This window comes from Streptomyces sp. 4F14, from assembly GCF_048159485.1.
Lineage (GTDB): Bacteria > Actinomycetota > Actinomycetes > Streptomycetales > Streptomycetaceae > Streptomyces.
The window spans coordinates 190,507-214,851 of the sequence record NZ_JBLRVY010000004.1 but is presented as its reverse complement, the minus strand read 5'-3'; the positions used below and the strand labels follow the sequence as shown (position 1 = coordinate 214,851).

The 24,345-nt window shown below is 72.5% G+C and carries 25 protein-coding genes, 1 pseudogene and 1 riboswitch; of the genes and pseudogenes, 14 read left to right on the top strand and 12 right to left on the bottom strand.

All coding sequences use genetic code 11. From position 1 onward, the window contains the following. Positions 1-79 precede the first annotated feature (79 nt). On the bottom strand, positions 80-1,006 hold the full coding sequence (locus ACLZOT_RS08030) for an SCO2400 family protein (protein ID WP_416968055.1): 927 nt from the start codon (positions 1,004-1,006) through the stop codon (positions 80-82). Between the two features lie 535 nt (positions 1,007-1,541). Between ACLZOT_RS08030 and ACLZOT_RS08025 the strand changes: the two genes are divergently transcribed. Next, positions 1,542-1,988, top strand: coding sequence for an SseB family protein (locus tag ACLZOT_RS08025; RefSeq protein ID WP_416968054.1), 447 nt, complete (start codon positions 1,542-1,544; stop codon positions 1,986-1,988). 27 nt (positions 1,989-2,015) lie between these two features. Here the strand turns inward: ACLZOT_RS08025 and ACLZOT_RS08020 are convergent, their stop codons facing one another. Further along, complete coding sequence (locus ACLZOT_RS08020; RefSeq protein ID WP_416968053.1) at positions 2,016-2,750, bottom strand: GAF domain-containing protein; 735 nt, start codon at positions 2,748-2,750, stop codon at positions 2,016-2,018. 24 nt (positions 2,751-2,774) lie between these two features. Then, positions 2,775-3,527 (bottom strand): GAF and ANTAR domain-containing protein, encoded by a 753-nt coding sequence (locus tag ACLZOT_RS08015; RefSeq protein WP_416968052.1) that lies wholly within the window; start codon positions 3,525-3,527, stop codon positions 2,775-2,777. A gap of 238 nt (positions 3,528-3,765) precedes the next feature. Here ACLZOT_RS08015 and ACLZOT_RS08010 point away from each other — a divergent pair, with 238 nt between their 5' ends. Then, positions 3,766-6,852, top strand: a complete 3,087-nt coding sequence (locus ACLZOT_RS08010) for an amidohydrolase family protein (protein WP_416968051.1) — start codon at positions 3,766-3,768, stop codon at positions 6,850-6,852. On the opposite strand, the gene ACLZOT_RS08005 is transcribed toward ACLZOT_RS08010, so the two are convergent. From ACLZOT_RS08005 to ACLZOT_RS07975, 7 genes are all read right to left on the bottom strand, one after another. Further along, positions 6,849-7,898 (bottom strand): 2-aminoethylphosphonate ABC transporter substrate-binding protein, encoded by a 1,050-nt coding sequence (locus ACLZOT_RS08005; protein WP_416968050.1) that lies wholly within the window; start codon positions 7,896-7,898, stop codon positions 6,849-6,851. The genes ACLZOT_RS08010 and ACLZOT_RS08005 overlap by 4 nt on opposite strands. 20 nt (positions 7,899-7,918) lie before the next feature. After that, on the bottom strand, positions 7,919-8,716 hold the full coding sequence (locus ACLZOT_RS08000) for an ABC transporter permease (RefSeq protein ID WP_416968049.1): 798 nt from the start codon (positions 8,714-8,716) through the stop codon (positions 7,919-7,921). Continuing rightward, positions 8,703-9,485, bottom strand: coding sequence for a 2-aminoethylphosphonate ABC transporter permease subunit (locus tag ACLZOT_RS07995; protein WP_416968048.1), 783 nt, complete (start codon positions 9,483-9,485; stop codon positions 8,703-8,705). The genes ACLZOT_RS08000 and ACLZOT_RS07995 overlap by 14 nt, the downstream gene beginning before the upstream one ends. Further along, positions 9,482-10,501: an ABC transporter ATP-binding protein gene (locus tag ACLZOT_RS07990; RefSeq protein WP_416968047.1), complete on the bottom strand. Its 1,020-nt coding sequence runs from the start codon at positions 10,499-10,501 to the stop codon at positions 9,482-9,484. Before ACLZOT_RS07990 ends, ACLZOT_RS07995 begins: the two co-directional genes overlap by 4 nt. Further along, positions 10,498-11,151: an HAD family hydrolase gene (locus ACLZOT_RS07985; protein ID WP_416968046.1), complete on the bottom strand. Its 654-nt coding sequence runs from the start codon at positions 11,149-11,151 to the stop codon at positions 10,498-10,500. Before ACLZOT_RS07985 ends, ACLZOT_RS07990 begins: the two co-directional genes overlap by 4 nt. A gap of 5 nt (positions 11,152-11,156) precedes the next feature. Then, a complete protein-coding gene (locus ACLZOT_RS07980) occupies positions 11,157-12,281 on the bottom strand; it encodes a TIGR03364 family FAD-dependent oxidoreductase (RefSeq protein WP_416968045.1) in 1,125 nt (374 codons plus the stop codon). Positions 12,282-12,421: 140 nt separating this feature from the next. Beyond that, on the bottom strand, positions 12,422-13,177 hold the full coding sequence (locus ACLZOT_RS07975; protein ID WP_416968044.1) for a GntR family transcriptional regulator: 756 nt from the start codon (positions 13,175-13,177) through the stop codon (positions 12,422-12,424). 112 nt (positions 13,178-13,289) lie between these two features. Here ACLZOT_RS07975 and ACLZOT_RS07970 point away from each other — a divergent pair, with 112 nt between their 5' ends. The 4 genes from ACLZOT_RS07970 (at position 13,290) to ACLZOT_RS07955 (ending at position 16,192) form a co-directional block, all read left to right on the top strand. Beyond that, the gene (locus ACLZOT_RS07970; RefSeq protein ID WP_416968043.1) at positions 13,290-14,483 is read left to right on the top strand and encodes a cytochrome P450; all 1,194 of its coding nucleotides are present in this window, start codon (positions 13,290-13,292) and stop codon (positions 14,481-14,483) included. Further along, on the top strand, positions 14,477-14,692 hold the full coding sequence (locus ACLZOT_RS07965) for a ferredoxin (RefSeq protein ID WP_416968042.1): 216 nt from the start codon (positions 14,477-14,479) through the stop codon (positions 14,690-14,692). The genes ACLZOT_RS07970 and ACLZOT_RS07965 overlap by 7 nt, the downstream gene beginning before the upstream one ends. Before the next feature lie 49 nt (positions 14,693-14,741). After that, entirely contained in the window at positions 14,742-15,038 is a 297-nt protein-coding gene (locus tag ACLZOT_RS07960) for a hypothetical protein (RefSeq protein ID WP_416968041.1), read from the top strand. 530 nt (positions 15,039-15,568) lie between these two features. Then, a complete protein-coding gene (locus ACLZOT_RS07955) occupies positions 15,569-16,192 on the top strand; it encodes a TetR family transcriptional regulator (RefSeq protein ID WP_416968040.1) in 624 nt (207 codons plus the stop codon). Between the two features lie 272 nt (positions 16,193-16,464). Here the strand turns inward: ACLZOT_RS07955 and ACLZOT_RS07950 are convergent, their stop codons facing one another. Then, a complete protein-coding gene (locus ACLZOT_RS07950; protein ID WP_416968039.1) occupies positions 16,465-17,106 on the bottom strand; it encodes a maltokinase N-terminal cap-like domain-containing protein in 642 nt (213 codons plus the stop codon). 104 nt (positions 17,107-17,210) lie between these two features. Between ACLZOT_RS07950 and bla the strand changes: the two genes are divergently transcribed. Then, positions 17,211-18,092: a class A beta-lactamase gene (gene bla, locus ACLZOT_RS07945; protein WP_416968038.1), complete on the top strand. Its 882-nt coding sequence runs from the start codon at positions 17,211-17,213 to the stop codon at positions 18,090-18,092. A gap of 48 nt (positions 18,093-18,140) precedes the next feature. Here the strand turns inward: bla and ACLZOT_RS07940 are convergent, their stop codons facing one another. Then, positions 18,141-18,812, bottom strand: coding sequence for a hypothetical protein (locus ACLZOT_RS07940; RefSeq protein ID WP_416968037.1), 672 nt, complete (start codon positions 18,810-18,812; stop codon positions 18,141-18,143). A gap of 198 nt (positions 18,813-19,010) precedes the next feature. Here ACLZOT_RS07940 and ACLZOT_RS07935 point away from each other — a divergent pair, with 198 nt between their 5' ends. The 7 genes and pseudogenes from ACLZOT_RS07935 to ACLZOT_RS07905 all read left to right on the top strand — a co-directional run. Continuing rightward, positions 19,011-20,528, top strand: a complete 1,518-nt coding sequence (locus tag ACLZOT_RS07935) for an alpha-N-arabinofuranosidase (RefSeq protein WP_416968036.1) — start codon at positions 19,011-19,013, stop codon at positions 20,526-20,528. 3 nt (positions 20,529-20,531) lie between these two features. Next, positions 20,532-21,554 carry a LacI family DNA-binding transcriptional regulator gene (locus tag ACLZOT_RS07930; protein WP_416968035.1) on the top strand — a complete coding sequence of 341 codons (1,023 nt, stop codon included), beginning with the start codon at positions 20,532-20,534 and terminating at the stop codon, positions 21,552-21,554. Beyond that, positions 21,551-22,501 (top strand): glycosyl hydrolase, encoded by a 951-nt coding sequence (locus tag ACLZOT_RS07925; protein WP_416968034.1) that lies wholly within the window; start codon positions 21,551-21,553, stop codon positions 22,499-22,501. The genes ACLZOT_RS07930 and ACLZOT_RS07925 overlap by 4 nt, the downstream gene beginning before the upstream one ends. A 10-nt stretch (positions 22,502-22,511) precedes the next feature. After that, a riboswitch (cobalamin riboswitch) is annotated at positions 22,512-22,661 on the top strand. A 35-nt stretch (positions 22,662-22,696) separates the two neighbouring features. After that, positions 22,697-22,912 (top strand): CbtB domain-containing protein, encoded by a 216-nt coding sequence (locus tag ACLZOT_RS07920; protein ID WP_416968033.1) that lies wholly within the window; start codon positions 22,697-22,699, stop codon positions 22,910-22,912. 22 nt (positions 22,913-22,934) lie between these two features. Beyond that, positions 22,935-23,681, top strand: coding sequence for a CbtA family protein (locus ACLZOT_RS07915; RefSeq protein WP_416968032.1), 747 nt, complete (start codon positions 22,935-22,937; stop codon positions 23,679-23,681). Positions 23,682-23,753: 72 nt separating this feature from the next. After that, the gene (locus ACLZOT_RS07910; protein ID WP_416968031.1) at positions 23,754-24,038 is read left to right on the top strand and encodes a hypothetical protein; all 285 of its coding nucleotides are present in this window, start codon (positions 23,754-23,756) and stop codon (positions 24,036-24,038) included. 16 nt (positions 24,039-24,054) lie between these two features. After that, positions 24,055-24,273: pseudogene (locus ACLZOT_RS07905) on the top strand (MFS transporter); the annotation flags it as partial. Positions 24,274-24,345 lie beyond the last annotated feature (72 nt).

Genomic DNA, 24,345 nt, shown 5'->3' with positions numbered 1-24,345 from the left:
GCTGTACGGCGATGGGCGGGCCCCGTGGAATGCGGGGCCCGCCCATGTGCCGCTCGGCCCGGCTCGGCCCGGCTCAGGCTCAGGTGATGCAGACCAGCCCGAGCAGGCACAGCCCGGCGGGGTCGGTCGCGTCCGAGGAGGTGCCCGACCCGGACGTCCCCGAGCCGGAGGTCCCGGAACCCGAGGTGCCCGACCCTGACGTACCCGACCCCGACGAGCCCGTTCCCGACGCGGAGTCCCCGGACGGCGTCGGCGAGGGCGCGGGCGTCGGCTGCGTCGCCGTCCCGGAGCCGCCCGGCGTCGTGGAAGCGCCCGTCGACCCGGTGGAGGGCGCGGCAGGCGTGGCCTGCTGGGCGGACCGCCCGCTCACCGGGGCGGCCTGCGGCTGCGCGGCGGCCTGCCCGCGCGGCGTGTTCGGCGTGTGCGCGCTCGGCGCGGAGGGCGTGGACCCGGTCGTATCCGTGCCCGCGCCCGTGCCGCGCGCCGCCGAGGAGCGGCCCGGCGCCGTACCGGGCGTGGTGCGCTGCGCATCGGACAGGGAGGTGCCCGGGGTGGGCTGCCCGATCTCCTCCTCGGCGACCCCCATCGTCTCCCGGTCCGGCGCGGACGCGGCCTGGGTGCGGTCCGTGGAGTGCCGGTTCATCGAGGAGACCGTGAGCCCGCCGCCGACGAGGGCGACCGCGGTCGCGACCAGCGCCCGCCGCTGGGTCTTCTTCCACCGCTCACGCTGCCGCCGGCGCGCGGCCCGCCCGTCGGGGACGGCGCTGTCGTACGGGGTGTCCGCGTCGTACGCGGTCTCGGCGGGCTCGGTGTCGAACGAGGCGTCGTACGGGGTGACTTGGCGGGTCTCGGCCGGGAAGGCGTGCTGGACCTGTGCCGCCGTGCCCGACGCGATCGGTGCGGGCGCTCCGCCGGGGAGCGGGGCGATGTCCGGGGCGTAGGCACCGCACCCGGGGCACACCAGTGCACCGTTGAGATGACGACGGCACGTGGAGCAGTAGTCCATCCGTGGCCTTCCTGACTCGACTGTGCCATCGGCTCGGTGCGCCGTGGCCTGGCTGCCCGTTCGCACGGGGGATCGAACGGCCAGAACGCTAGCGAGCCTTTCGACAGGCCGTGCGCAGCCTGTGTGAAGCAGTTGCGCAGATGCCGTCGGCATTGTCGGGACAGGGGCATGGGAAGGGGCTTACCGGATCCTCACACCGGGCGATACCCGTACTCCCTTGCCCGGTAAGGGAGTTGAGGCGCCGACAGCCCCGCGGGCGCCGGTTCCGGCTCGGGTGTCGGCTCGGGGTCCGGGAGCGGAGGCCGTGGCGGGGGAGGAGGGACGGGCCGGGGCGGCAGCGGGTCCGGGCGGGTCGGGTCGGGCTGGCCGGGCGGCCGGGGAATGGTCATGGTCCTTGCTCCGGAGGGTGCGTGTACGCGTGCCGGGTCTCCCGTCGTGCGCCGCGCAAACCCGGCGGCGGCCCCGGGCATGGGACACATCGGGCAGGGCACCCGGGGACGACGCGTACCCCCTGACACGAATCGGAGTGGATCCCGTGACCGACCACTTTCCCAACGGTGCCGACTCCGCCGTCCGTCTCGCCCTGAGGGCGGTCGTCACGGGCGACGCGGACCGGGCCGAACTGCGCACGCTCGCCGCGAGCGAGATCCTCGTCCCGGTCGGCGAGCCGCCCGGCGAGGAGCCGCCCGTGACGGTCGCCGTCCCCGTCTACGAACAGCCCGACGGCACCGAACTCGTCCCGGTGTTCACCTCGCGGGACCGCCTGACCCGGGCCTTCCCGCAGGTCACCCGGCACCGCAGGGTCCTCCTCGGCGCTCTCGCCCAGGAATGGCCGGCGACGGGTCCCATGCTGGTCATCGACGCGGGCACCCCGGACGAGGTGACGCTGACGGCCCGGGGCGTCCGGGACCTCCTGGACGACGGGTACGACGGCACCGGGTTCGACGACACCGGGTACGGCCCGGGCGGCGGGGCGATCTGACGAGCGGGACGGCCCGGCAGCGCCGTCTCAGTCCCGCGGCTGCCCCTCCAGCACCGCCGACAGCTCCAGGGTCCGGTCGACCAGCGCCTGGGCCGTCCCCGTGAGCCGCACCCCCTGATGATCCGCGTAGGCGGCGAGCAGCCGGGCCGCCTCGCGGATCGTCGTGCCCGCGTACTCGGCCACCATCCCCTTGGCGATCTCCAGCGTCGCCTTGGCCGCGATGACACCCTGCACCCGGGACACGACGTCGTCCGCGCGCACCGGTTCGGCCGTCCAGTGCACGAGCGCGAGGGCCGCGAGGTCCGCCAGCGCCTGCGTGAGATCCGTGTCGTCGTCGACGAACGGCTCCGGGGAGACGCGTACGAGGGTGAGGGCGCCCAGCGCGTGGGCGTGCACCCGCATCGGGAGCGCCTGGAGGCAGGCGTACCCGGCGTCGGACATGGCGGCGGCGAGTGTCGGCCAGCGCTCGGAGGCGGCGGGGCCCGGGACGGTCACCCGCTCGCCGGTGCGGTAGCTGTCGGCGGCGGGGCCGTGGCCGTTCTGGAGGTGCAGGAGGTCGGCGAAGGCGCTGCCGTCGGCGGTCGCCGCCATGGTCCTGAGCCCGCCCCGCGCGTCGGCGATCATGACGGCCGCCGCGTCCACGTCCAGGAGGTCCTGGCAGGTGTGCACCAGCCGGTGGAAGAGGTGCAGCGGGTCGAATTCGGCGGCGTACGTGTCCGACAGGGCCACGAACGCCCGCACCAACTGCCGTTCGCGGTTCATCGTGCCTCCCAGGCGGTCGTCCGCTCAGTCATCGCGCAGGTCCAGGGTGCCGTCGATGATGCCCCGGGCGACCTCGGTGGCGGTACGGCCCTCGGAGAAGGTGCGGGCCCGCAGCCGCAGCAGCGCCTCCTCGGCGTTCACCCCGAGCCGTACCATCATCATCCCGGTGGCCTGGTGCACCTCCTCGCGGTCCGTCTCGGCTCCCGCCAGCCACGTTACGACTCCTTCGGGGTCCGCAGAAGCGTGGTCGAGGGCGAGGACGGCGAGCGCGACGGCGTCGGCGACCAGCAGGGCGGTGCGGACATGGGCGTCGCTGAGGGAACCGGACGTCTCGCGGTAGAGGTCGAGGGTGCCGAGCGTGCCCGAGCCGTCCGCCAGCGGCAGCGAGAACGCGGCCTCCGCGCCCGCCTTCGCGGCCTGCACGGAGAACAGCGGCCAGCGCCGCGTCGCCGGGGGGCTCGTCAGGTCGGCCGCGAACACGGGCGCCCGCAGCCGTACCGCCTCCATGCCGGGGCCCTCCCCGAGCGTGTACTGGATCTCCGCGAGCCGCGCCGCGACGTCGTCGCTCGCGCACAGCACGACCCCGATGTCCGTGCTGTCGCCGAGCACCGACACCGACAGCCCCGAGGCCACCGGGAGCAGCGCGACGCACGCCCGGCACAGGGCCTCCGGCACCTGGGACGCCGGCAGCCCCTGCACCCCGGCGATGAGTTCGTGCGTGACGCGGGCGCGCTCGACGTGGAGTCCGTCCTCGGCGTTCCCGTCGTCCTCGGCCATCCTCATCACCTCCCGGTCCTACCGGATCTTGACACAGGACACCGGCGCTCCGTCCGCCGTACGGCCCGGGTGTCCCCCGGGAGGTGAGGGAAACCGCGCGCGGGGGAGGGGCCGCTTTCCGGCCATACGGTGCGCGCGTGGGTGCGCGACACCCGTCCCGTCTGATCTCATGACCATCGGCCCAGCACTGACATGCCCATGGCTATGACGCCGGTACGGTCACAAAGGGGACACCCGCATGGACGGACGCGTGTACGACATCAGCCGCAGGGGGTTCATCGGAGGAGCCGGCGCCTCGGCCGCCCTCCTGCTGACCACCCCCGCGCACGCCGCCGCCCCCGGGAGAACGTTGTCCTTCACGTCCGGCACCAACGCGGGCGTGACCGTCGCCCCCGACGGCGAACGCCTGATCATCGAGGTCCAGGGCGTGCTGTGGTCCCTGCCCGAGCACGGCGGCACGGCCACCGCCCTCACCGACGTGACCCTCGAACCCACCCGGCCGGCCTGGTCCCCGGACGGCACGGCCGTCGCCTTCTGCGCCTACCTCGGCGGCGGCTTCCACCTGTGGACCATGGCCCCCGACGGCACCCGGCTCCGGCAGCTCACCTCGGGACCCTGGGACGACCGGGGCGCGAGCTGGTCCCCGGACGGCCGCCGCCTCGCCTTCTCCTCCGAACGCGGCAGTGACGACGTCACCGGCGGCTCCTACGACATCTGGACGATCGAGGTCGCCACCGGCCGCCTCACCCGGCTGACGTCCACCCCGGACGCCGACGACCACGACCCGGCGTGGCATCCCGACGGCGACCGCGTCCTGTTCGTCCGCGCGCGCAGCGGCGTCGCCCGCACCATCGCCTCCGTGCCGGTCACGGGCGGTGACGCCACCGTCGTCCACACCATCGACAGCGGCACCCTCCTCGCACCCGCCGTCGCCCGCGACGGGCGGCTCGCGTACGTCCGCCTCAGCGCGCCGACCGTCGCCACCTACTCGGACAGCGCCTCCCTCGTCGTGGACGGCACGGTCGTCTCCGGCGCCGAGGACGTGTCACCGCAGCCGCCGAGCTGGACGGCCGACGGGGCGATCGTGTACTTCGCGGACGGCAAGGTCGTCCGGCGTACCGGCGCGACACGGACCGTCGTGCCGTTCACCGCGCGCACCCGGGTGAGCCGGACGCCCCGCCCGGACAAGCGGCGCGACTTCGACTCCACCGCCGCCCGGCCCGTACGCGGCGTGCACTTCCCGGTGCTCGCCCCCGACGGGCGCTCGGTCGCGTTCTGCGCGCTGGGCGCCCTGTGGCACCTGCCGATCGGCGGCCGGCCCCGCAAGCTGGTCGACGCCGACCCCGCGCACTACGTACAGATGCCGTCGTGGAGCCGGGACGGCCGCAGCCTCGTCTACGTCGACGACCGCGACGGCCTCGCCGCCGTCCGCCGTATCACCCTCGCCGACGGCACGGACACGGTCCTCGCCACCGGAGGCCGCGTCAACCCGGCGCTCGCGCCCGACGGTTCGCGGCTCGCCTGCCACGACGTCACCGGCAACCTCCTCGTCGTGGACCTCGCCGACGGCACCGAGCGGCTGCTCGCCGCGCCGCTGGGCGCCAACGGACTGCCGGGCAGGCCGAGTTGGTCACCCGACGGCCGCCACCTCGCCCTGTGCGACCGCAACCGGCTCAACCAGCGCTTCCGCGAGGGCTACAACGTCATCCGGATCGTCGACACCCGCGACGGCACCTCCCGCACCTACCTGCCCCGCCCGCACACCTCCCTCGCCGACCGCTACGACAGCGGCCCCGTCTGGTCGCCGGACGGGAAACACCTCGCGTACGTCGCCGAGTCCGCCCTCTGGATACTGCCGGTCCGCCCGGACGGCACCCCCGACGGCGAACCGCGCCGCCTCACCGACGACCCCGCCGACCACCCCTCCTGGTCCGGCGACTCCCGACGGCTGCTCCATCTCTCGGGCACCGCCCTGCGGTTGACCGGCATCGACGGCACCGGAACCCGGACCGTGCCCGTCCCCCTGCGCACCGCCCGCCGCCTCCCGCCCCGCACGGACGTCGTCCGCATCCACGCGGGCCGCCTGTGGGACGGCACCGGGGACCGCGTCCGCGAGAACGTCGACATCGTCGTCGAGGGCAACCGCGTCACCGCCGTCGAACCCCACCGCACGGCCCGCCCGGGGGAGAAGGCGGTGGACGCCTCCCGCCAGACCGTCCTGCCGGGCCTGTGGGACGCCCACACCCACCCCTACCAGAACATCTACGGCGGCCGGCAGACCCGCCTCAACCTCGCCTACGGCGTCACCAGCACCGCATCCCTCGGCGGATTCGCCTACGAACAGGCCCGGCTGAGGGAGGCGACCGACAGCGGCACACTGACCGGCCCCCGCATGTTCACGACCGGCGAACTGATCGACGGCACCCGCGTCGCCTACAGCATGGGCCGCGCGCACGCCACGCCGGACGGGGTGCGCCGCAGCCTCGAACGGGCCGTCGCCCTCGACTACGACTTCGTCAAGACGTACGTCCGCGCCCCCGTCGGCACGATGGAGCGAGCCGCGCGCACGGCACGTGAGTTGGGTGTCCCGGCCGGGAGTCACCTCCTCACGCCGGGCCGCCAGTCGGGCCAGACCCTGACGACCCACCTGCTCGCCACCCAGCGCCAGGAGTACAGCCGCGCCCTCTCCCCGACCGGCCGCTCCTACGGCGACGTCCACGAGATCTACCGGGGCGGCGAGTTCGCGCTGATCGTCACCCCGTTCGCCGCGCTGTACCTCCTCGGCGTCGACCCCTCGCTCGCCGAGGACCCCCGGGTCACGTCCCTCATGCCGCCGTGGGACGTCGCGACCGTGCGCAACGCGGCGGCCACCGCGCCGACGCCCGACCAACTCCGGGGCCTGGGCATCGAGATGGGGAACTACCGGAGCATCTTCGACGAAGGCGGGGCCGTCGTGCTCGGCACGGACGCCCCGCTCACCCCGGTCGGCCTGCACGTCCACCTCGGGCTGCGGGCCCTGCACCGGTACGGCGGCTTCACCCCGGCCCAGGCGCTCAGCCGCGTCACGTCCGAGCCCGCGCGCGTCTTCGGGGTCGCCGACGACCTCGGCACCGTCGAGGCGGGCAAGCTCGCCGACCTCACCGCCGTGGACGGAGACCCGTTCACCGACTTCGACGACCTGGTCCGCACGGCGTGGACGATGCGCGACGGCACCGTCCACCACCCGGCCGACCTCCTCGACGACATGCCCCCCACCCTGGCCGCCGGGACGGACTGGCTCGCCGTCGGGGAGATCCTGCACCGGGACGGGTGCTGCGCGGGTTAACTGCCCGTCGCCGACTTCCAGTTCTCCACGTACTCCGGCAGGTTCGCGGCGACGTCGTTCCAGTCCGGCGTGAAGACCTCGACGCCGGTCATCAGCTTCGCCAGCGCGGCGGCGTCCGCGTCCGTCGCCCGCACGTCCTTGCGGGCGCTGAAGCCGCCGCCGACCGAACTGACCTCCTGCTGGGCCTCGCGGGTCAGCAGGAAGTCGAGGAGCTTCCTGCCGTTCGCGGAGTGCGGGGCCCCGGTGACCAGGCCGGCCGCGTAGGGGAGGGCGAAGGTGGTCGGCCTCCCGCCCTGCGGCGCCGGGAACCAGATCCCCAGGTCCGGCATCGTCTTCGCCTGCGCGTAGTTCATCTGCACATCCCCGTTCGCGACGAGGAGTTCCCCCTTGTCCACCTTGGGCGCGAGCTTGCCGGTCGACGCGGACGGGCCGACGTTGTTGGCCTGGAGCCTGCCGAGGTACTCCAGGGCGGGCTTCTCGCCGCCGAAGTCGTGAACCGCCTTGATCAGCACGGCCGTTCCGTCACCGGCGACACCGGGGGTGGAGTACTGGAGCTTGTTCTTGTACTTGCCGTCGAGAAGCTCCTGCCACGTCGTCGGCGGCCGCTTCAGCTCCTTCTTGTTGTAGACGAACCCGAAGTAATTGTCGACGACGGACGTCCAGGTGCCGTCGGCCGCCTTGGCCGCGGTGTCCGAGCCCTGCGGCGTGTACTTCTGCAACAGGCCCTTGCCGTCGGCCTGCTGGATGAACGGCGGCAGCGTGACGAGGACATCGGCCTGCGGGTTGCTCCTCTCGCGCAGGACACGCTGCACCATCTCGCCCGAACCCCCCTCCACGTACGCGACCTTGATACCGGTCCGCTTCGTGAAGTCGGCGAAGACCTTGTCGTACCAGCCGTCCCCGTTCTCGCCCTTGAGGCCGTCGGCGCTGTACACGGTGACGACCTTGGCGTCGGAGGAAGCGGACGAGGCGGGCAAGGCCCCACAGGCAGAGGCGAGGGCGAGGAGGGAGACGGCAACGCTGAGCTTGAGCGCTTTACGGGGCATGGCGGTTGGACTCCAGAGTTTCAGCGGTACGACGCCCTGGCGCGGACCCGGGACACGGCGGACAGGACGAGAAGGGTGGCTGCCATCAGCACCACCGCGAGCGCGGACCCCGCGAACAGGGCGCCCCGGTCGGTGGCGGAGTGGATCAGGACCGGCAGCGGGGTCCAGTCCGGCGGATACAGCATCACCGTGGCGCTCAACTCGCCCATGGACAGGGCGAAGCAGAGACCGACGGCGGCGGTGAGCGAGGGCAGCAGCAACGGCAGCCGCACCCGCCACAGCACGTACGAGGGACGCGCGCCCAGCGACGCCGCCGCCTGCTCGTACACCGGGTCCAGACGGGACAGCGCCGCCGACACCGACTGGTACGCGAACGCCGTCACCAGCACCGTGTGCGCGAGGATCACGATCCACCGCGTGCCGTTCAGCAGCAGCGGCGGCTTCGAGAACGCGACCAGCACCGACAGGCCCACCACGACCGAGGGCACGGCGACGGGGAGCACGAACAGGGCGTCCAGGAGCCGCCGTTCACGCTTCTTCAGCGCGGCTCCGGCGAGGGCGGCCCACGTACCGACGGCCAGCGCCAGCAGGCTCGCGGCGGTCGCCGTGAGGAGGCTCGTGGTGAGCGCCCGGAGCGCGTCTCCGCTCGTCGCGGAACGGTAGTTGGCCGTCGTCGGCCCCGACGGCAGGACGCCGGACCAGTGCGTCGCGAACGACGCGCCCAGGATGACGAGGAGAGGCAGCGCGAACAGCGGCAGGAACAGGACGAAGAACACCGCCCACACCGCCCACCTGGCCCTGCGGCTATGCACCAGCACGACGGCTCACCACCCGGTACACCGCGTAGAGCCCCACGGACAGCACGACGTTGACGACCGCCACCACACACGCGCCCGCGTAATCCGACTCCAGGATCGCCTTGCCGTAGATCAGCAGCGGCAGCGTCGTCACACCCTTCGCCCCGGTGAACAGCACGATCCCGAACTCGTTGAGACACAGCACCAGCACGAGGCTCCCGCCGGCCGCGAGCGCGGGCAGCGCCTCCGGCAGGATCACCTGCCGCACGATCCTCGGCGCCCGCGCGCCCAGACTCGCCGCCGCCTCGATCTGCGCGGTGTCGAGTTGCGAGAACGCCGCGAGCAGGGGCCGCATCACGAACGGCGTGAAGTAGGTGACCTCGGCGAGCAGCACACCCCAGGGCGTCGTCAGGAACGGGAAGGAGCCGACGATGCCGGTCGTGCCGTAGACGAACAGCAGCGCCAGCGTGATCAGGAACGACGGGAAGGACAGGAACACGTCCACGAACCGCGCGACCGCCCGCGCCCCGGGGAACGGGACGAACGCGATGACCAGCGCCAGGAAGAACCCCAGCACCAGACAGCCGGCGGTGGCGGCGAGCGCCAGCCAGACCGTCGTCCACAGCGCCTGCCGGAAGGCTTCGGAGGCGAAGACGTCCGCGTACGGCTGGAGGGATGTGCCGCCGGAGTCGGGCCGGAAGGACTGCTGGACGACGAGCGCCAGCGGGTAGAGGAAGAAGACGGCGAGGAGGGTGACCGGAGGCAGGGTCCACAGGAGGCGTCTGGTCATGGCAGCAGCACCGCGTCCCCGGGGGAGAAGTGCAGGGCGACCCGGTCGCCGAGGGCCGGGGGCTCCCGCAGCTCGCGCACGTCGGCCACGACGGTGTGCCCGGCGACCTCGACGTACAGCCGGTGCGTGGCACCACGCCACTGGATCTCCCGTACGGGGCCGGTGAGTCGGTTCGGCCCGTCGCCCAGCCCGACCAGGTGCGGCCGGACGCACAGGGTCGCCGGACCGGTCACGCCCCTGGTGTCCAGCTTTATTTGCGTACCCGCGAACTCCGCGACCCCGCCCGCGACTTGCACCGGCAGCAGGTTCGCCCCGCCCACGAACGACGCCGTGAACGCGTTCCCCGGCGCCCGGTACAGCTCCCGGGGCGTCCCGCACGCCTTCAGCCGCGCCCGGTCGAGGACCGCGATCCGGTCCGCCAGCGTCAGCGCCTCGACCTGGTCGTGTGTGACGTACAGGATCGTCACGTCCGGCAACTCCCGGTGCAGCCGGGCGAGTTCGGCGAGCATCTCGGACCGGAGCCGGGCGTCCAGCGCCGACAGCGGCTCGTCGAGGAGCAGCACCTCGGGGCGGATCGCCAACGCCCGCGCAATCGCGACGCGTTGCTGCTGCCCGCCGGACAACTCCCGTGGCCTGCGCCGCGCGTACGCCCCCATCCCGGTCAGCTCCAGCGCCTCGCCGACCCGCCGCCGGATCTCGGCCCTGTCGACGCGCCGCGCCTTCAGCCCGAACGCCACGTTGTCCTCGACCCGCAGATGCGGGAACAGCGCGTACTGCTGCACGACCATCCCGATGCCCCGCCGGTACGGCGGCACGTCGGTCACGTCCCGGTCGCCGAGGAACACTCGCCCCGCCGACGGCCGCACGAACCCGGCGACGGCCCGCAGCGCGGTCGTCTTCCCTGACCCCGACGGCCCGAGCAGCGCCATCACCTCACCCGGCTCGACGGTCAGGTCGAGCGCGTCGAGGACGGTGTTCCCGTCGTAGGCGACGCTCACGGAGTCGAAGCGGATCACGTCAGCACCCCGGGCAACTCGGCGACAGAGCCCAGGACGTGACCGGCCCCGGCCGCCCGCAGCGCCTGCGCGTCGTGCGCCCCGGTGAGCACCCCCGCGACGACCCCGGCCCCCGCGCGCACCCCGCTCAGTACGTCGTACGAGGTGTCCCCGACGACCGCGACCTGCCGGACGCTCCCCGCGGCCTTCGTCCGGACGAACGCCTCCAGGACCATGTCGGGGTACGGCCGTCCGCGCCCGCCCGCGTCCGCCGGGCACAGGGTGAGCGCGGCGAGGTCCTGCCAGCCGAGCGCGTCGAGGATCGCGTCCTGGGTGACGCGGGCGAAACCGGTGGTCAGGACGACGGTGCGGCCCTCGGCGGTGAGGTGCTCGATGGTCTCGCGGGCGCCGGGGACGGGGGTGATCAGGCCGTCGGTGACGAGGTCGCCGTACGCCTGCTCGAAGGCGGTGTTGGCGTGCTGCGCGGTGGCCTCGTCCTTGAAGAGGTGGCGGAAGACGGAGATCTTGGACTCGCCCATCGTGGCCCGCACATAGGCGAGTTGATCGGGGTCCGAACCGAGGGCCGTCGTGAAGGCGCGTTCGACCAGGCCGCCGTCGGCGACGGTCGTACCGGCCATGTCGAGGACGACGAGGCGGATGTCATGGGGCATCTGGTTCACCAGCCCAACTGGTCTGCGGTGGTCTCGGCGATGGCGGGCGCGCAGGTCATCCCGCGTCCGCCGGGGCCCGTGACGAGCCAGACGCCGTCGCGGACCTGCTGGCGGTGCACGACACGGCTCGTGTCGAGGCACTGCGCGTACACGCCCGCCCAGCGGCGGCGGATCGCGGGGAGCGGGCGGCCGAGGAGTGACTCGGCGACGCCGGCGAGGTGCTCGTAGGGGTCCTCGACGGTGTCGAAGGAGAAGGGGTGCTCGTACTCGTGGGTGTCGCCGACGGTCAGGCCACCGTCCGCGCGCTGGACCATGAGGAGCTGCATCCGGTGCTCGGCGGCCCTATCGGGCTGCGGCTGACGGGAGTTGAGGGCGTCCAGGGCGGGGGAGGCGTACGCCGGGTAGTAGCGGAAGCTGTCCGCGTCCGCGACCGACGTCGTCAGCGGCTCGCCGAGCGGCGCGGTCTGCATCATCTGCAACCGGACGCGGCGCACCGGGAGTTCGGGCCCGGCCAGCTCGCGCACCAGGCCGCCCAGCCAGGCGCCGGTGCACAGGACGACGGCGTCGCCCGTGTGGACGTCCCCGTGGTCGTCGCGGACCGCGTGCTCGCCGACCACCGCACGGACCTCGCGGCCGGGTAGGAAGGTGTAGCGCGGGTTCCTCGACAGCTCGGCCCGCAGGGCGCGTTGCGCGGTCCGGGGTTCCACGGCCGCGTCCCGTGCGCAGTACAGGGCCGCGTCGAACTCCCCGCGCAGCGCCGGGTTCAGCGCCCGCGCCTCGCCCGGCGTCAGCAGCTCGAACCCGCGCGCGTCCGCGTCACCCCGCGCGGCGGCGTACTCGGCGACGGCGCGTTCGAGGCCGCCGCGTACGACGGTGAGGGAACCGTTCGCACGGAAGCCCAGCGCCGGGACGCGTTCGCCGATCCCCTCCCACAGCTGTCTCGCGCGCAGCGCGGCCGACAGCTCCCCGCCGTCCGCGCGCCCGCTCACCCAGACGAGCCCGAAGTTGCGCAGCGACGCGCCCCGGGCCTCCGCCTCGCGCTCGATCTGTACGACCTCGTGGCCGCGTTCCAGTGCTTGCCAGGCGTGCAGGGTGCCCACCACGCCGGCTCCGACGACTATCACTCTCACGACGGTCACGCTCCTCGCCGTGCGGGAACCGGGAGGGTCCGGCTTCCGACGGGAGCATGAACCGGCCATCACATTTGGGCTAGACCCGTTATCTTGTCGTTACTTTTCGGTGGTCGGGCAATCGGCCTGAACTGCGCTCTTCAGTTCGTGAGGTGCGTCGAGAACGAGAACCGGTCCCCCCGGTACAGGATCCGCACCCGCTCCAGCGGACGCCCCTCCGCATCCCGCGACACCCGATGGATCAGCAGCATCGGCAGCGCAGGCGGCGTCCCGATCAGCAGCGCCTCGCGCGGAGTGGCGAGCACCGTCTCGATGCGCTCGTCGGCCTGGCCGAGCCGGATGCCCTGGCCGCCCATGTAGGCGTAGAAGGAGGAGTCCGGGTCGAACTCGGCGTCCAGGCGCGGGAGTCGGGCGACGGAGACGTACGTGCTCTCCAGGCCCACCCGCTCGTCGTCGGCCAGCAGCACCCGCTCCAGGTGCCACACCGGCTCCCCGCGCGTCAGGCCCGTCTCCTCGGCCAGCGGCGCCGGGCACGGGAACCGGTCGAGGGCGACGAGGGAACGGCCCGGCGTCCGGCCCTGCCGGCGCACGCCCTCCGTGTAGCTGGCCAGCGCGAGGGGCTGCTCCAGCTTCGGGCCCGCCACCACGGTGCCCCGCCCCCGCCGGCGCAGCTTGCCTTCGAGGAGCAGCTCCCGCAGCGCTTGGCGCACCGTCTCGCGGGCCACGTCGTACCGCTCGGCGAGATCCCGCTCGGTGGGGATGACGGCGCCCTCGCCGAGTTCGCTCACGAGGTCGTCTATGCGGGCCTTGACCGCGTAGTACTTGGGCACACGGCCGTGCTCGGGGACCCCGGCGCGGACGGGGGCGCCGGGGTGCTGATCATTCGGGTAGTCCACAGGTGGACCGTACATCGACCCCGCCGCGCCCCCGCCTCACGACGGCCGAACCGCTCCTTGCTGCATCATGCACATCTGCGTAGCGTCGGTATCGGTCCCACGGAGGTGCGCGATGGCCGAGCTCCGACTCCCCTTACCCGCCGACGGTCCGCTGGAGCCGCCTCCCGCCTGGGAAGACCTGCGCCGGGAGTGCCCGGTCGCGCCGGTCCGCCTCCCCAGCGGCGACGAGGCGACCCTCCTGACCCGCTACGACGACGTACGGACCCTGCTCTCCGACCCCCGCTTCGCCCGCCCCACCGCCGAGGACGGCGCCGCCCGGCTCGCCCCCGAGGGCGCGGGCGGCCCTGTCGTCGACGGCGAGCTCCAGGACGTCGTACCCGACCGCGGCGAGGGCCACCAGCGGTGGCGGCGGCAGGTCGGGAAGTACTTCACCGCCAAACGCATGACCGCCCTGCGCCCCGCGATCACCGAACGGGCCGAGGCACTCGTGGACGGCATGGTCGAACAGGGGCAACCCGCCGAACTGAAGGCCGCGTTCGGGTTTCCGCTGCCCGTCTACGTGATCTGTACGATCCTGGGGGTCCCCGCCGAGGACAGCGACCGCTTCTCGCACTGGTCCGACGCCTTCCTGAACGTCAGCCGGTGGACGAAGGAGGAGAGCGCGGCGGCGTACGAGGAGTTCGACGCGTACATGTCCCGGCACCTCGCGCACGTCCGCGAGCGGCCCGGCGACGACATGCTCAGCATGCTCATCGCCGACCAGCCCGACGTCACCGACGCCTGGCTGCTGCGCACCGGCATGGGGCTGCTGGTCGCCGGGCACGAGACGACCGCCAACGCGATCGGCAAGACCGTCGCCATGCTCCTCGCCGACCGTGAGCTGTGGGAACGCCTGCTGGCGGAACCGGAGTTGGTGCGCACGACCGTCGACGAGGCGCTGCGCCTGGACGTCAACCTCGGCTTCGGGCTGCGGCGTTACCTCACCGAGGACGTCGAGGTGGGCGGCTCGGTGCTGCCGCGCGGCGCCACCGTCGTCTGCGCCCTGTCCGCCGCCAACCGGGACGCGGCCACCTTCGAGGAACCGGACCGCATGCTGCTGTCCCGCAGCCCCAACCCGCACCTCGCGTTCGGCGCGGGCCCGCACGCCTGCCTCGGCCAGAGCCTCGCCAGGACCGAACTCCAGGTCGCCCTGGAAGTGTTGCTCCGGCGCCTGCCCACTCTGCGGCTCGCCGTGCCGGTCGGTGAACTCCGGCGCGTCGAGGGCCTGTTGGTGGGCGGACTGAGCGAAGTGCCGGTCACGTGGTGAGAGTCGCCGTCGACCGCTCGCTGTGCTGCGGCGCCGGGAACTGCGTCCTCGTCGCGCCCGGGGTCTTCGACCAGGACGAGGACGACGGGGTCGTGGTGCTGCTCACCGAACGGCCGGCCGGGCCGGACGAGCGGGCGGCGCGGGAGGCGGCGGTGATGTGCCCGGTCTCCGCGATCACGGTACGTGAGGACGTGGCCCGGGATGCGTGACCTGTGAGCCGACCTCAGGGTGAGGCCGCGCCCGCCCGAAAGGTCGACGATGAGACAGCTTCCGTCGGCACCGGCCCTGGCCGCTGTCACGGCGCTCGTCTGCTCCTGCGGCAACGGATCCGCCCCGGACCCGGGACAGCGCGCCGCCGCCGTGAACCTGGCCGGCAAAGCCGACTTCAAGGTCGTCACGACCGGTCTCGGTGACCCGTACGAACTGCTCCAGGGCCCCGACGGGCACCTGTGGCTCACCGAGAGAGCCGTCCGCGCCAAGGGCGGCAAGGGCGGCGTCCTCGGGCTCGCGCTGCACCCCGACTTCGGCAAGTGGATTCCACCGCGGTTGTCGTGATCGCGTGGCAAGGGAACGTGCACAGGTCCGGCTCGTTGACGCTCAGGCACATGCCGCTCGGGGGACGTGGAATCTTCGTTTCAGCCGGGAGAACACTTCAAGGAGGGGGCTGTGCAACCGGGCCGCGCTCATGCCGGGACGGGAGCGGGCGCACGAGGTCGTGGGGGGCGGGGGGGATGGAGGTGATCTGGGTTGTGCCGGGCTCTTGCGACGGGGTGGCGAAAGCCTGCATGGGCGGCTGGGGCGCGATCTCGCTGACCGTCGCCCCCGCGTTCGACGCCTACCGGGGGAGTGACTGGTTGCCCGACCCGTGCCGGTCCTGTTCCCGCAAGGAGGCCGACTTCGGCGGGTGCCGGTGCCAGGCGTTCGCGCTCACCGGGGACGCCGGGCGTACGGGCAGAGGAGTTCGTGTATCGGGGGCACACGGGCGGAAATCGTCAGTGTGTCCACGGGCCGACTAGAGTGCGGTGATCGTCGACGCGTACCCCGAAAAACCAGGTGTACGCCTCTGAGAGACGGAGAATCACGGAATGACCCGGGGGAGACCCGAGCGGAAGCAGCGTGCCAACGGCGTGGAGTCGCGGCGGCGCATCCTCGAAGCGGCCGTCGAGATCGCGGGGGAGCGAGGGTACGAGGGCACGTCGATCGCCGCCGTCAGCGGCCGGTGCGGGCTGCCCGCCAGTTCGATCTACTGGCACTTCAAGGACAAGGACGACCTGATCGCCGCCGTCATCGAGCGCAGCTTCGAGACCTGGCTGACAGCCGTCGAACTCCCCGGCGAGGACGCGGGGAGCCCGCTGGAGCGGGTCATGACCATGGGCGCGAACGTCGCCCGCTCCCTGCTGGACGCGCCTGATTTCCTGCGCCTGGGCCTCATGCTCGCGCTGGAGCGCCGGCCCGTCGAACCCCGGGGGCGGACCGTGTTCCTGGACGTCCGCGAGGCGGCCCGGCAGCGTATCGCCGAGGTCGTCCGCGCGCTCTTCCCCGGGCTGGACGAGAGCGCCGTGCACACCCTCGTCACGTACGCCGTCGCCGGGTCCGACGGGCTGTTCGTGCAGCGGGAGATCAGCGGGGACATCGACCTCGTCATGCTGTTCGAGCTGCACGCGCGGACGGTGTACGAGATGGCGGAGAGGATGCCGGCCGGGGGGTGAGTGCGGGCGGCCTGGGTTTTTTTGGGGGGCGGGGGTTCGGGTGGCGCGCACCGCGTCTCGGCGGGGGTGCGGCGGGGCGCGCGCCGGTTTCCTGCCGAGGCTCGGGGCCCGCGCCGGTTTCCTGCTGAGGCTCGGGGCCCGCGCCGCGTTCTTGCCCGGGCGTGGATCTGGGCCCCGCGCCGCGTTCCTGCCCGGACGCTGGCGTGGCCCCGCGCCGTGTTTCCGCCGGGCGCGGGTCTCGGCTCCGTACCGTCTTCCCGCCGGAGCAGGTCTCAGCCCTGTGCCTCGATCACCGCGAACACCCCGCGCACCCGGTTGCCGTCCAGGTCGGTCCACGCGCCGGTCACATGGCCGAGCGCGTCCGCCGGAGGGGTCTGCGGGACGCCGGTCAGGAGGCGGTGGAAGCGGACCGCGGGGCCGTCCGGCGTGGTCAGCGTCGTGCCCTCGGCCGTGTCGGTGACCGTCACCTCGCCGGTCAGCAGCGGGACTTGGGCCGTACAGGCGTACGCGACCTCCTCGTCGAGGGCGTCGCTCGTGCTCTGCGCCTGCGCCGGGATACGGCCCGCGAGGTACGCGGCGAGGGCGCCGGTCAGCACCGGGTCGTGGACGCCGTCGTACACCCAGCGCTGCCCCAGGACGCCGTGCTCCAGCGTGCTGATCAGGGCGTGGTCCGCGCCGGGGAGCGGGGCCGAGCGGTAGGTGAGGGGGAACAGGTAGGCGTCCTGGCCCCCGGCGTCGGTGGCCACGAAGAACTCGATGCCGACCTCGCCCTCGGGGTCGTCGAGACGGAAACCGCCGGCCTTGGCGAGCTGCGGGACGGCCGCGCCACCCCGGTACCAGGGACGGGTGGGCAGCCACGCGGTGAGCAGTTCGGGCTTGGTCGGCTTGAGCCAGGTGCGATGAATGATCGACATGTTCAGGGATTCTCCATGAGTGATCGCGATGATCGAAACTGTTTCCTCCGAGGTCGCGTCCTGAACGACTGAGCCAAGATCAACGACCGTGAGGACGGACGACCATGGCACAACCGAACACGACCGCGCTGCACCGCCGCACACTCCTCGCCCTGGGAGCGGGAGCCGCCCTGACCGCGAGCATGGCACCCCCGGCGCAGGCCGCCACCCGGGACGCCTTCGGCGACCTGGAGCGCGAGTACGCCGCCCGGCTGGGCGTCTTCGCCTACGACACGGCGACCGGGAGGACGCTGACGCACCGCGCCGACGAACGGTTCCCCATGTGCTCGGTGTTCAAGGCGCCGGCCGCCGCGGCCGTCCTGCGCGACGGCGTGGACCTCACCAAGCGGATCCACTACACCCAGCAGGAGCTGACGGACTCCGGATACGCGCCGGTCACCGAGAAGCACCTCGACACCGGCATGACCGTCGAGGAACTGTGCGCCGCCGCCGTCTCCCACAGCGACAACGCCGCCGCCAACTTCCTCCTGCGCGAGCTGGGCGGCCCCACCGCCATCACCCGCTTCGCCCGCTCCCTGGGCGACCCCGTGACCCGCCTCGACCGCTGGGAGCCCGACCTCAACTCCGCCGAACCCTGGCGCGAGACGGACACGACGAGGCCCCGGGCGATAGCCCGCACCTACGCGAAGTTCATCCTCGGCGACGTCCTGCGGCCCGCCGACCGCACCCGCCTCACCTCCTGGATGATCGCCAACTCCACCAACGTCACCCGCTTCCGCGCCGGACTCCCCGCCGACTGGGTCCTCGCCGACAAGACGGGCGGCGCGAGCACCTACGGCGTCGCCAACGACGTCGGCGTGGTGTGGCCGCCCGGCAGGCCGCCGCTGGTGATCGCGGTCCTGACGACGACGTACGCGGCGGAGGGGCCCTCGAAGAACGAGTTGGTCGCGCGGGTGGCGGGGGTGGTGGCGGCCGAACTGACCTGACACGGCTGGGGCCGGTGGGGCACGCCTTGTGTCCCCCGCCGGTCCCGGTCAGCTTTCCGGGTGGCGGTCCGCCGTCGCCGTCCCGTCGATCACCCGCCGCTTGACGTCCTCGTGCGTGATCGCGCCGAGGCTCACGCGGAGCTTGAGCGCGCGGAAGCCGTAGAAGAGCTGCCGGTACCACTCGCCGTGCTCCTCCAGCTCCGGGGGCGCGTCGACGAGATGGGTGTCACGGGCGGCGTCGGTGTGTTCGTGGGTGCGGTAGAGGGTGACCGGGTGGCCGGAGCCGTGGTCCTGGGGGTCGTGCGGGTCGCGGACGACGGTGAAGTGCCAGGCCCTGCCCCACGCGGGGACCTCGTGCCGGCCGGGGGCGAGGATCAGGGCCGCACGGTCGCAGCGGTACAGGCGGGGCCTGATGCGCAGGGCGACCGAGTCCCAGACACGCCACGGGGGTTCGTCGCCGTGCTGGGTGGAGTCGAGGAAGAGCGCCTCGCGCAGGTCGGAGTAGTCGGCGGCGGCCCGGGACAGGGCGAGCGCGTCGTGGGCGAGCTGGACGCGGTTGTCGCAGGAGTCGATCAACCGCCGGTACGCGGCGAGGCGTTCGCGGATCCGCGGCCCGAGGAACCCCTCCAGCGCGCCGAGCCGCCAGGCGTCCTCAGAGGTCTCCACGGTGAACAGGGCGCCCTGGAGGCCGTGTTCGTACTGCTCGTCGAGCGCTGTCACCCTGTTCGCTCCCCCGTCGGAACTCGTTGCCTGCCGGGACAGTAGTAGCAGTCACGACCGGCCGGGGAGCGAAAGTTTCCGTAACCCCGGTGGGGCCGGGTGACCTTGACGCCCCCGGCGGCGCGATGGCAGCTTTTTATCGCTACAAACGATCACCTCAACGTCGTACAAGTCACCGCATACCTCCCGGGAGCAGCCGTGCCCAACGCCACCGCGGTCGTCAACCTCGACATCGAAGGGCCGACGATCAGCCGGCACCTCTACGGCCACTTCGCCGAGCACCTCGGCCGCTGCATCTACGGCGGGTTCTGGGTCGGCGAGGACTCGGAGACACCCAACGAGGGCGGGATCAGGCTCGACGTCGTCGAGGCGCTGCGGGCGCTGAACATCCCCAACCTGCGCTGGCCGGGCGGGTGTTTCGCCGACGAGTACCACTGGCGCGACGGCGTCGGGCCGCGCGAGGAGCGGCCCCGGATGGTCAACACGCACTGGGGGAACGTCGAGGAGAACAACCACTTCGGCACGCACGAGTTCATGGCACTGTGCGAACTCCTCGGCGCCGAGCCCTACATCAGCGGGAACGTCGGCTCCGGGACCGTGCGCGAGATGAGCGAGTGGGTCGAGTACCTGACCCGCGACGGCGACAGCCCCATGGTGCGGCTGCGCAAGGACAACGGGCGCGAGGAGCCCTGGAAGGTCACGTACTGGGGCATCGGCAACGAGACCTGGGGCTGCGGCGGCAACATGCGCGCCGAGTACTCCGCCGACCTCGCCCGCCAGTACGCCACGTACTGCCGCGACCACGGCGACAACAAGCTGTACCGGATCGCCTCGGGCGCCTCGGACGCCGACTACAAGTGGACCGAGACGCTGATGCAGCAGATCAGCTGTTTCGGATGCGACGCGACACCCAGGAACTTCTTCCAGGGCGTGTCCGTTCACTACTACACACTGGCCGGACCGTGGGAGGCGAAAGGCAGCGCGACCGACTTCGACACCGACGACTACTACCGCACGATGCTCGCGGCCCGCCGCATCGACGACATCCTCACCGGACACTCCACCGTGATGGACATCTACGACCGTGGACGCACGGTCGGCCTGGTCCTCGACGAATGGGGCACCTGGTGGGACGTCGAGCCGGGCACCAACCCGGGCTTCCTCTTCCAGCAGAACACCATGCGCGACGCGCTCGTTGCCAGCACGCACTTTGACATCTTCCACAAGCACGCGGCCCGCCTCCACATGGCGAACATCGCCCAGACGGTCAACGTCCTCCAGGCGATGATCCTCACCGACGGCGACCGGCTGGTCCTCACTCCGACGTACCACGTGTTCGAGATGAACAAGGACCACCAGGACGCCACCTCACTCGCAGTCCACCTCAAGGCCGACGAGGCCCGACGCACCGTCGCCGGGACGGAACTCACGACCGTCTCCGTCTCCGCCAGCGTCAAGAACGGCCAGGTCCTCGTCTCCCTCTCCAACCTCGACGCCGAAGAGCCGGCCGAGGTCACGCTCGACCTGCGGGGAGGAACCCTCGGCGACCCCGTCGCCCGGCTCCTGACGGCCGGCCGGCTCGCCGACCACAACACGCCCGAACAGCGGGAGACCGTCGCCCCGCGCCCCTTCGACGGGGTGAAGACGACCGACGGCGGCCTGACCCTCACCCTGCCCCCGCACTCGTTCCTCACGCTCCAGGCCCCGCTGACCTGACCCGTGGCGACCATCCAGGACGTGGCGAAGGCGGCCGGGGTGTCCGCGATGACCGTCTCCAACGTCATCAACGGCCACCCCAACGTACGGCGGGAGACCCGCGAGAGGGTCCTCGCGGCGATGACCCGGCTCGACTACCGGGTCAACGTCGCCGCCCGCAACCTCCGCAAGGGCCGCACCGGCACCATCGGCCTCGCCGTCCCCGAGGTCGACAGCCCCTACTACAGCCGCCTCGCGGCCGGGGTGATCACGGCGGCGGCACGGCGCGGCCTGCGCGTCGGCATCGAGCAGACCGGCGCCACCCGGGAGAGCGAACTCGACGCCCTCTCCCTGTCCCGCAACCGCCTCTACGACGGCCTCCTGCTCAGCGCCGTCGGCCTCGGGCAGAGCGACGCCGAACGGCTCACCGCCGAACACCCCGTGGTCGTGCTCGGCGACCGCATCACCGGCGGACCCGTCGACCACGTCGGCATGCCGAACCAGGAGGCGTCCCGGGCGGCCGTCACCCACCTCGTCGGGCGGGGCTGCCGGCGGATAGCGCTGGTCTGCGGGGAGACGGCCGAGGTCGACACCTCCAGCCTGCGCCACGCCGGCTACCGGCAGGCCCTCACCGACGCGGGCCTGCCCTACGACCCCGGGCTGGTGCGCAAGGTCGGCCGGTTCGGGCTCGCGCAAGGAGCGCACTGCGCGCGGGACATGGTGGCGGGCGGCCTGGACTTCGACGGCGTGTTCTGCGTGACCGACACCCTCGCCATGGGCGTCCTGCGCGGCCTCGCCGACCACGGCGTCCGCGTCCCCGGCCAGGTCAAGGTCATCGGCTTCGACGACATCGCCGAGAGCGCCTACCTCGTCCCGTCCCTGTCCAGCGTCGACCCCGACCACGATGGCATGGCCGAACACGCCGTCGCCCTCCTGACCACCCGCATCGACCAGCACGAACCACCGCCCCGGTACGAGGAGTTCGTGAGCGGCTTCACGCTCGTGATCCGCGAGTCGACCGGCGGCCCGCGAGGAGACACCCGATGAACCCCGCGCCCCTCTTCCGCGACCCCGTGTACGACGGCGCCGCCGACCCGACGGCGATCTGGAACCGCGCGACCGGGGAATGGTGGCTGGTCTACACCAACCGCCGCACCACCGCCCAGGGCCCCGGCGCCGCCTGGGTCCACGGCACCGACCTCGGCGTCGCCGTCTCCGCAGACGCCGGCCGCACCTGGACCTACCGGGGCACCCTCCCCGGCCTCGACACCGAATGGGGCCGCAACACGTTCTGGGCCCCGGAGATCCTCTGGCACGACGGCCTGTACCACCTGTACGTCAGCTACATCCAGGGCGTCCCCGACTCCTGGGCCGCCCCCGCGAGCATCCGCCACTACACCAGCCCCGACCTCCTCACCTGGACCCACCACGGCCCCCTCGACCTCGACTCCGGCCGCGTCATCGACGCCTGCGTCCACCCCCTGCCCGACGGCGGCTGGCGCATGTGGTTCAAGGACGAGACCCGGTCCTCCGCCACCTGCGCCGCCGACAGCCCCGACCTGTACTCGTGGAAACCGACCGGCGTCGTCGTCGACCACCGCCCGCACGAGGGCCCCAACGTCTTCACCCTCGGCGGCTTCCACTGGATGCTCGTCGACGAATGGCGCGGCCAGGGCGTCTTCCGCTCCGACGACCTCACCACCTGGCACTACCAGGGCCTCGTCCTCGACACCCCCGGCCACCGCACCGACGACGGCAACATCGGCCACCACGCCGACGTCGTCGTCCAGGGCGACACCGCGTACGTCTTCTACTTCACCCACCCCGGCCGGCCGCCCGGCATCACCGACGACGACGGCACCCACCGCACCCGCCGCTCCTCCCTCCAGGTCGCCACGGCCACGGTCGCCGACGGCGTCCTGCACTGCGACCGGGCGCCCGTGGAGCTGAACCTCGGACCGGACCCGACCCACACGGAGGAAAGTGCCTGGTGACGCGGGGTTGGTCGGGTACACGTCACGCGGTATCGTCACCCCGACAACGACGGCAGGACGGAAGCCGGTGAGAATCCGGCACGGTCGCGCCACTGTGTGCCCCTCGCGCTCCTTGAGGCGGGGGTGAGTCAGACCCGTAGCCGTCGTACGGAGCACCACCGAGACGGGACGCGAACTCCCGAAGGAGGCCCTGCCATGGCGCAGCACGTCGCCCAGCCGACCACCGCCACCACCCCGCTCAAGCTGCCGTTGAAGGACATCGCCCCCTGGGCCGTCTTCTTCGGCGTCCTCATGCTGATCCTGCTGTACTTCGTCGGCGCCGAACAGGGCGCCCTGTCGGTCTTCTCCGGCGAAGAGGTCCACGAGTGGGTGCACGACGCCCGCCACCTGCTCGGCTTCCCCTGCCACTGACCCGAGGGACGCCGACACCCCCATGAACTCCACCACCGTACGGAACCTGCTCGTGCGGGGCATGCTCGCCGGTCTCGCGGCCGGCGTGCTCGCCCTGATCGTCGCCTACTTCCTCGGGGAACCCTCCGTCGACAAGGCGATCGGCTTCGAGGAGGCCCACTCCCACGAGCACGGCCACGAGGTCGAACTCGTCTCCCGCTCCCTCCAGTCCACCGCCGGCCTCGCGACCGGCGTCCTCGTCTACGGCGTCGCCTTCGGCGGCATCGCGGCCCTCGCGTACTGCTTCGCGCTCGGCCGCGTCGGACGCTTCAGCCCCCGGGCCACCGCGCTGCTCCTGTCCGGCGTCGCGCTGGTCGCCGTGTACGTCGTCCCCTTCCTCAAGTACCCGGCCAACCCGCCCGCCGTCGGCAACGGCGACACCATCGGGAAGCGCACCACCCTGTTCTTCCTGATGCTGGTGCTCAGCGTCCTGCTCGCGGTCGCCGCCACCCTCCTCGGCAGACGGCTCGCGCCGGGGCTCGGCAACTGGTGGGCGACGGTCGTCGCGGTGACCGCGTTCATCGCCGCGGTCGGGCTGGCGTACGCCTTCCTGCCCGTCGTCAACGAGGTGCCCGCGGACTTCCCGGCCGCCGTCCTGTGGCGGTTCCGGCTCTCCACGCTCGCCATCCAGGCCACCCTGTGGACCGGATTCGGGCTCGCCTTCGGGGAGTTGGCACACCGGCTGCTGCGGCCCGACCCCGTGGTCCGGCGGGAGACCGTCACCGTCTGACACGTGAGGGCCTCGACCGCGAGGCCCTCACGTGTTTCCGGCTTTGGCTTCGGCGAGGAGCGGAGGAACCACGTGCCCAACACACCCCGGCCCCGCCGCATCACCCTCGGCGGGCGCGAGGCGGTGGCGCTCACCGTCCCCGAGTACGAACGGTTGATCGCCAGCCGGCGGCAGGTCGGCGGGCAGAGCGCGCGGGTACGGGTGCTCGGGGAGCAAGTGAGGCGTACGGAGCGGTTGTTGGCGGAACTCGAAGCGCTGGTCGGAGGGCCGGCGCCGTGCCATCGGGCGCCGGACGACGACTGTCTGCGGTGTGCGGTCGCCGGGGTGCTGCGGAGGTATCGGGGGCAGCGGGCGTGAAAGGGGAGGTCTGGAGATGACCGCCACCGCGACGACCCCCTCGACGGATCCCGCCCAGGCCCAACGCCGGGTCCTGCGCGTCCTGGTCGCCTCCCAGATCCTGAGCGGCATGGGGCTGGCCGCCGGTGTCACCGTCGGTGCGTTGCTGGCGCAGGACATGCTGGATTCCACGCGGCTCGCGGGGCTGCCCAGCGCTCTGCTGACCGGGGGTTCCGCCCTCACCGCCGTAGCCATCCTTTGATCTTCGCAGGGAATCCCGGCGTTTACGCCGGGAGGGAATGCGATCCCTGGCCCGGAGGCGCGGAGC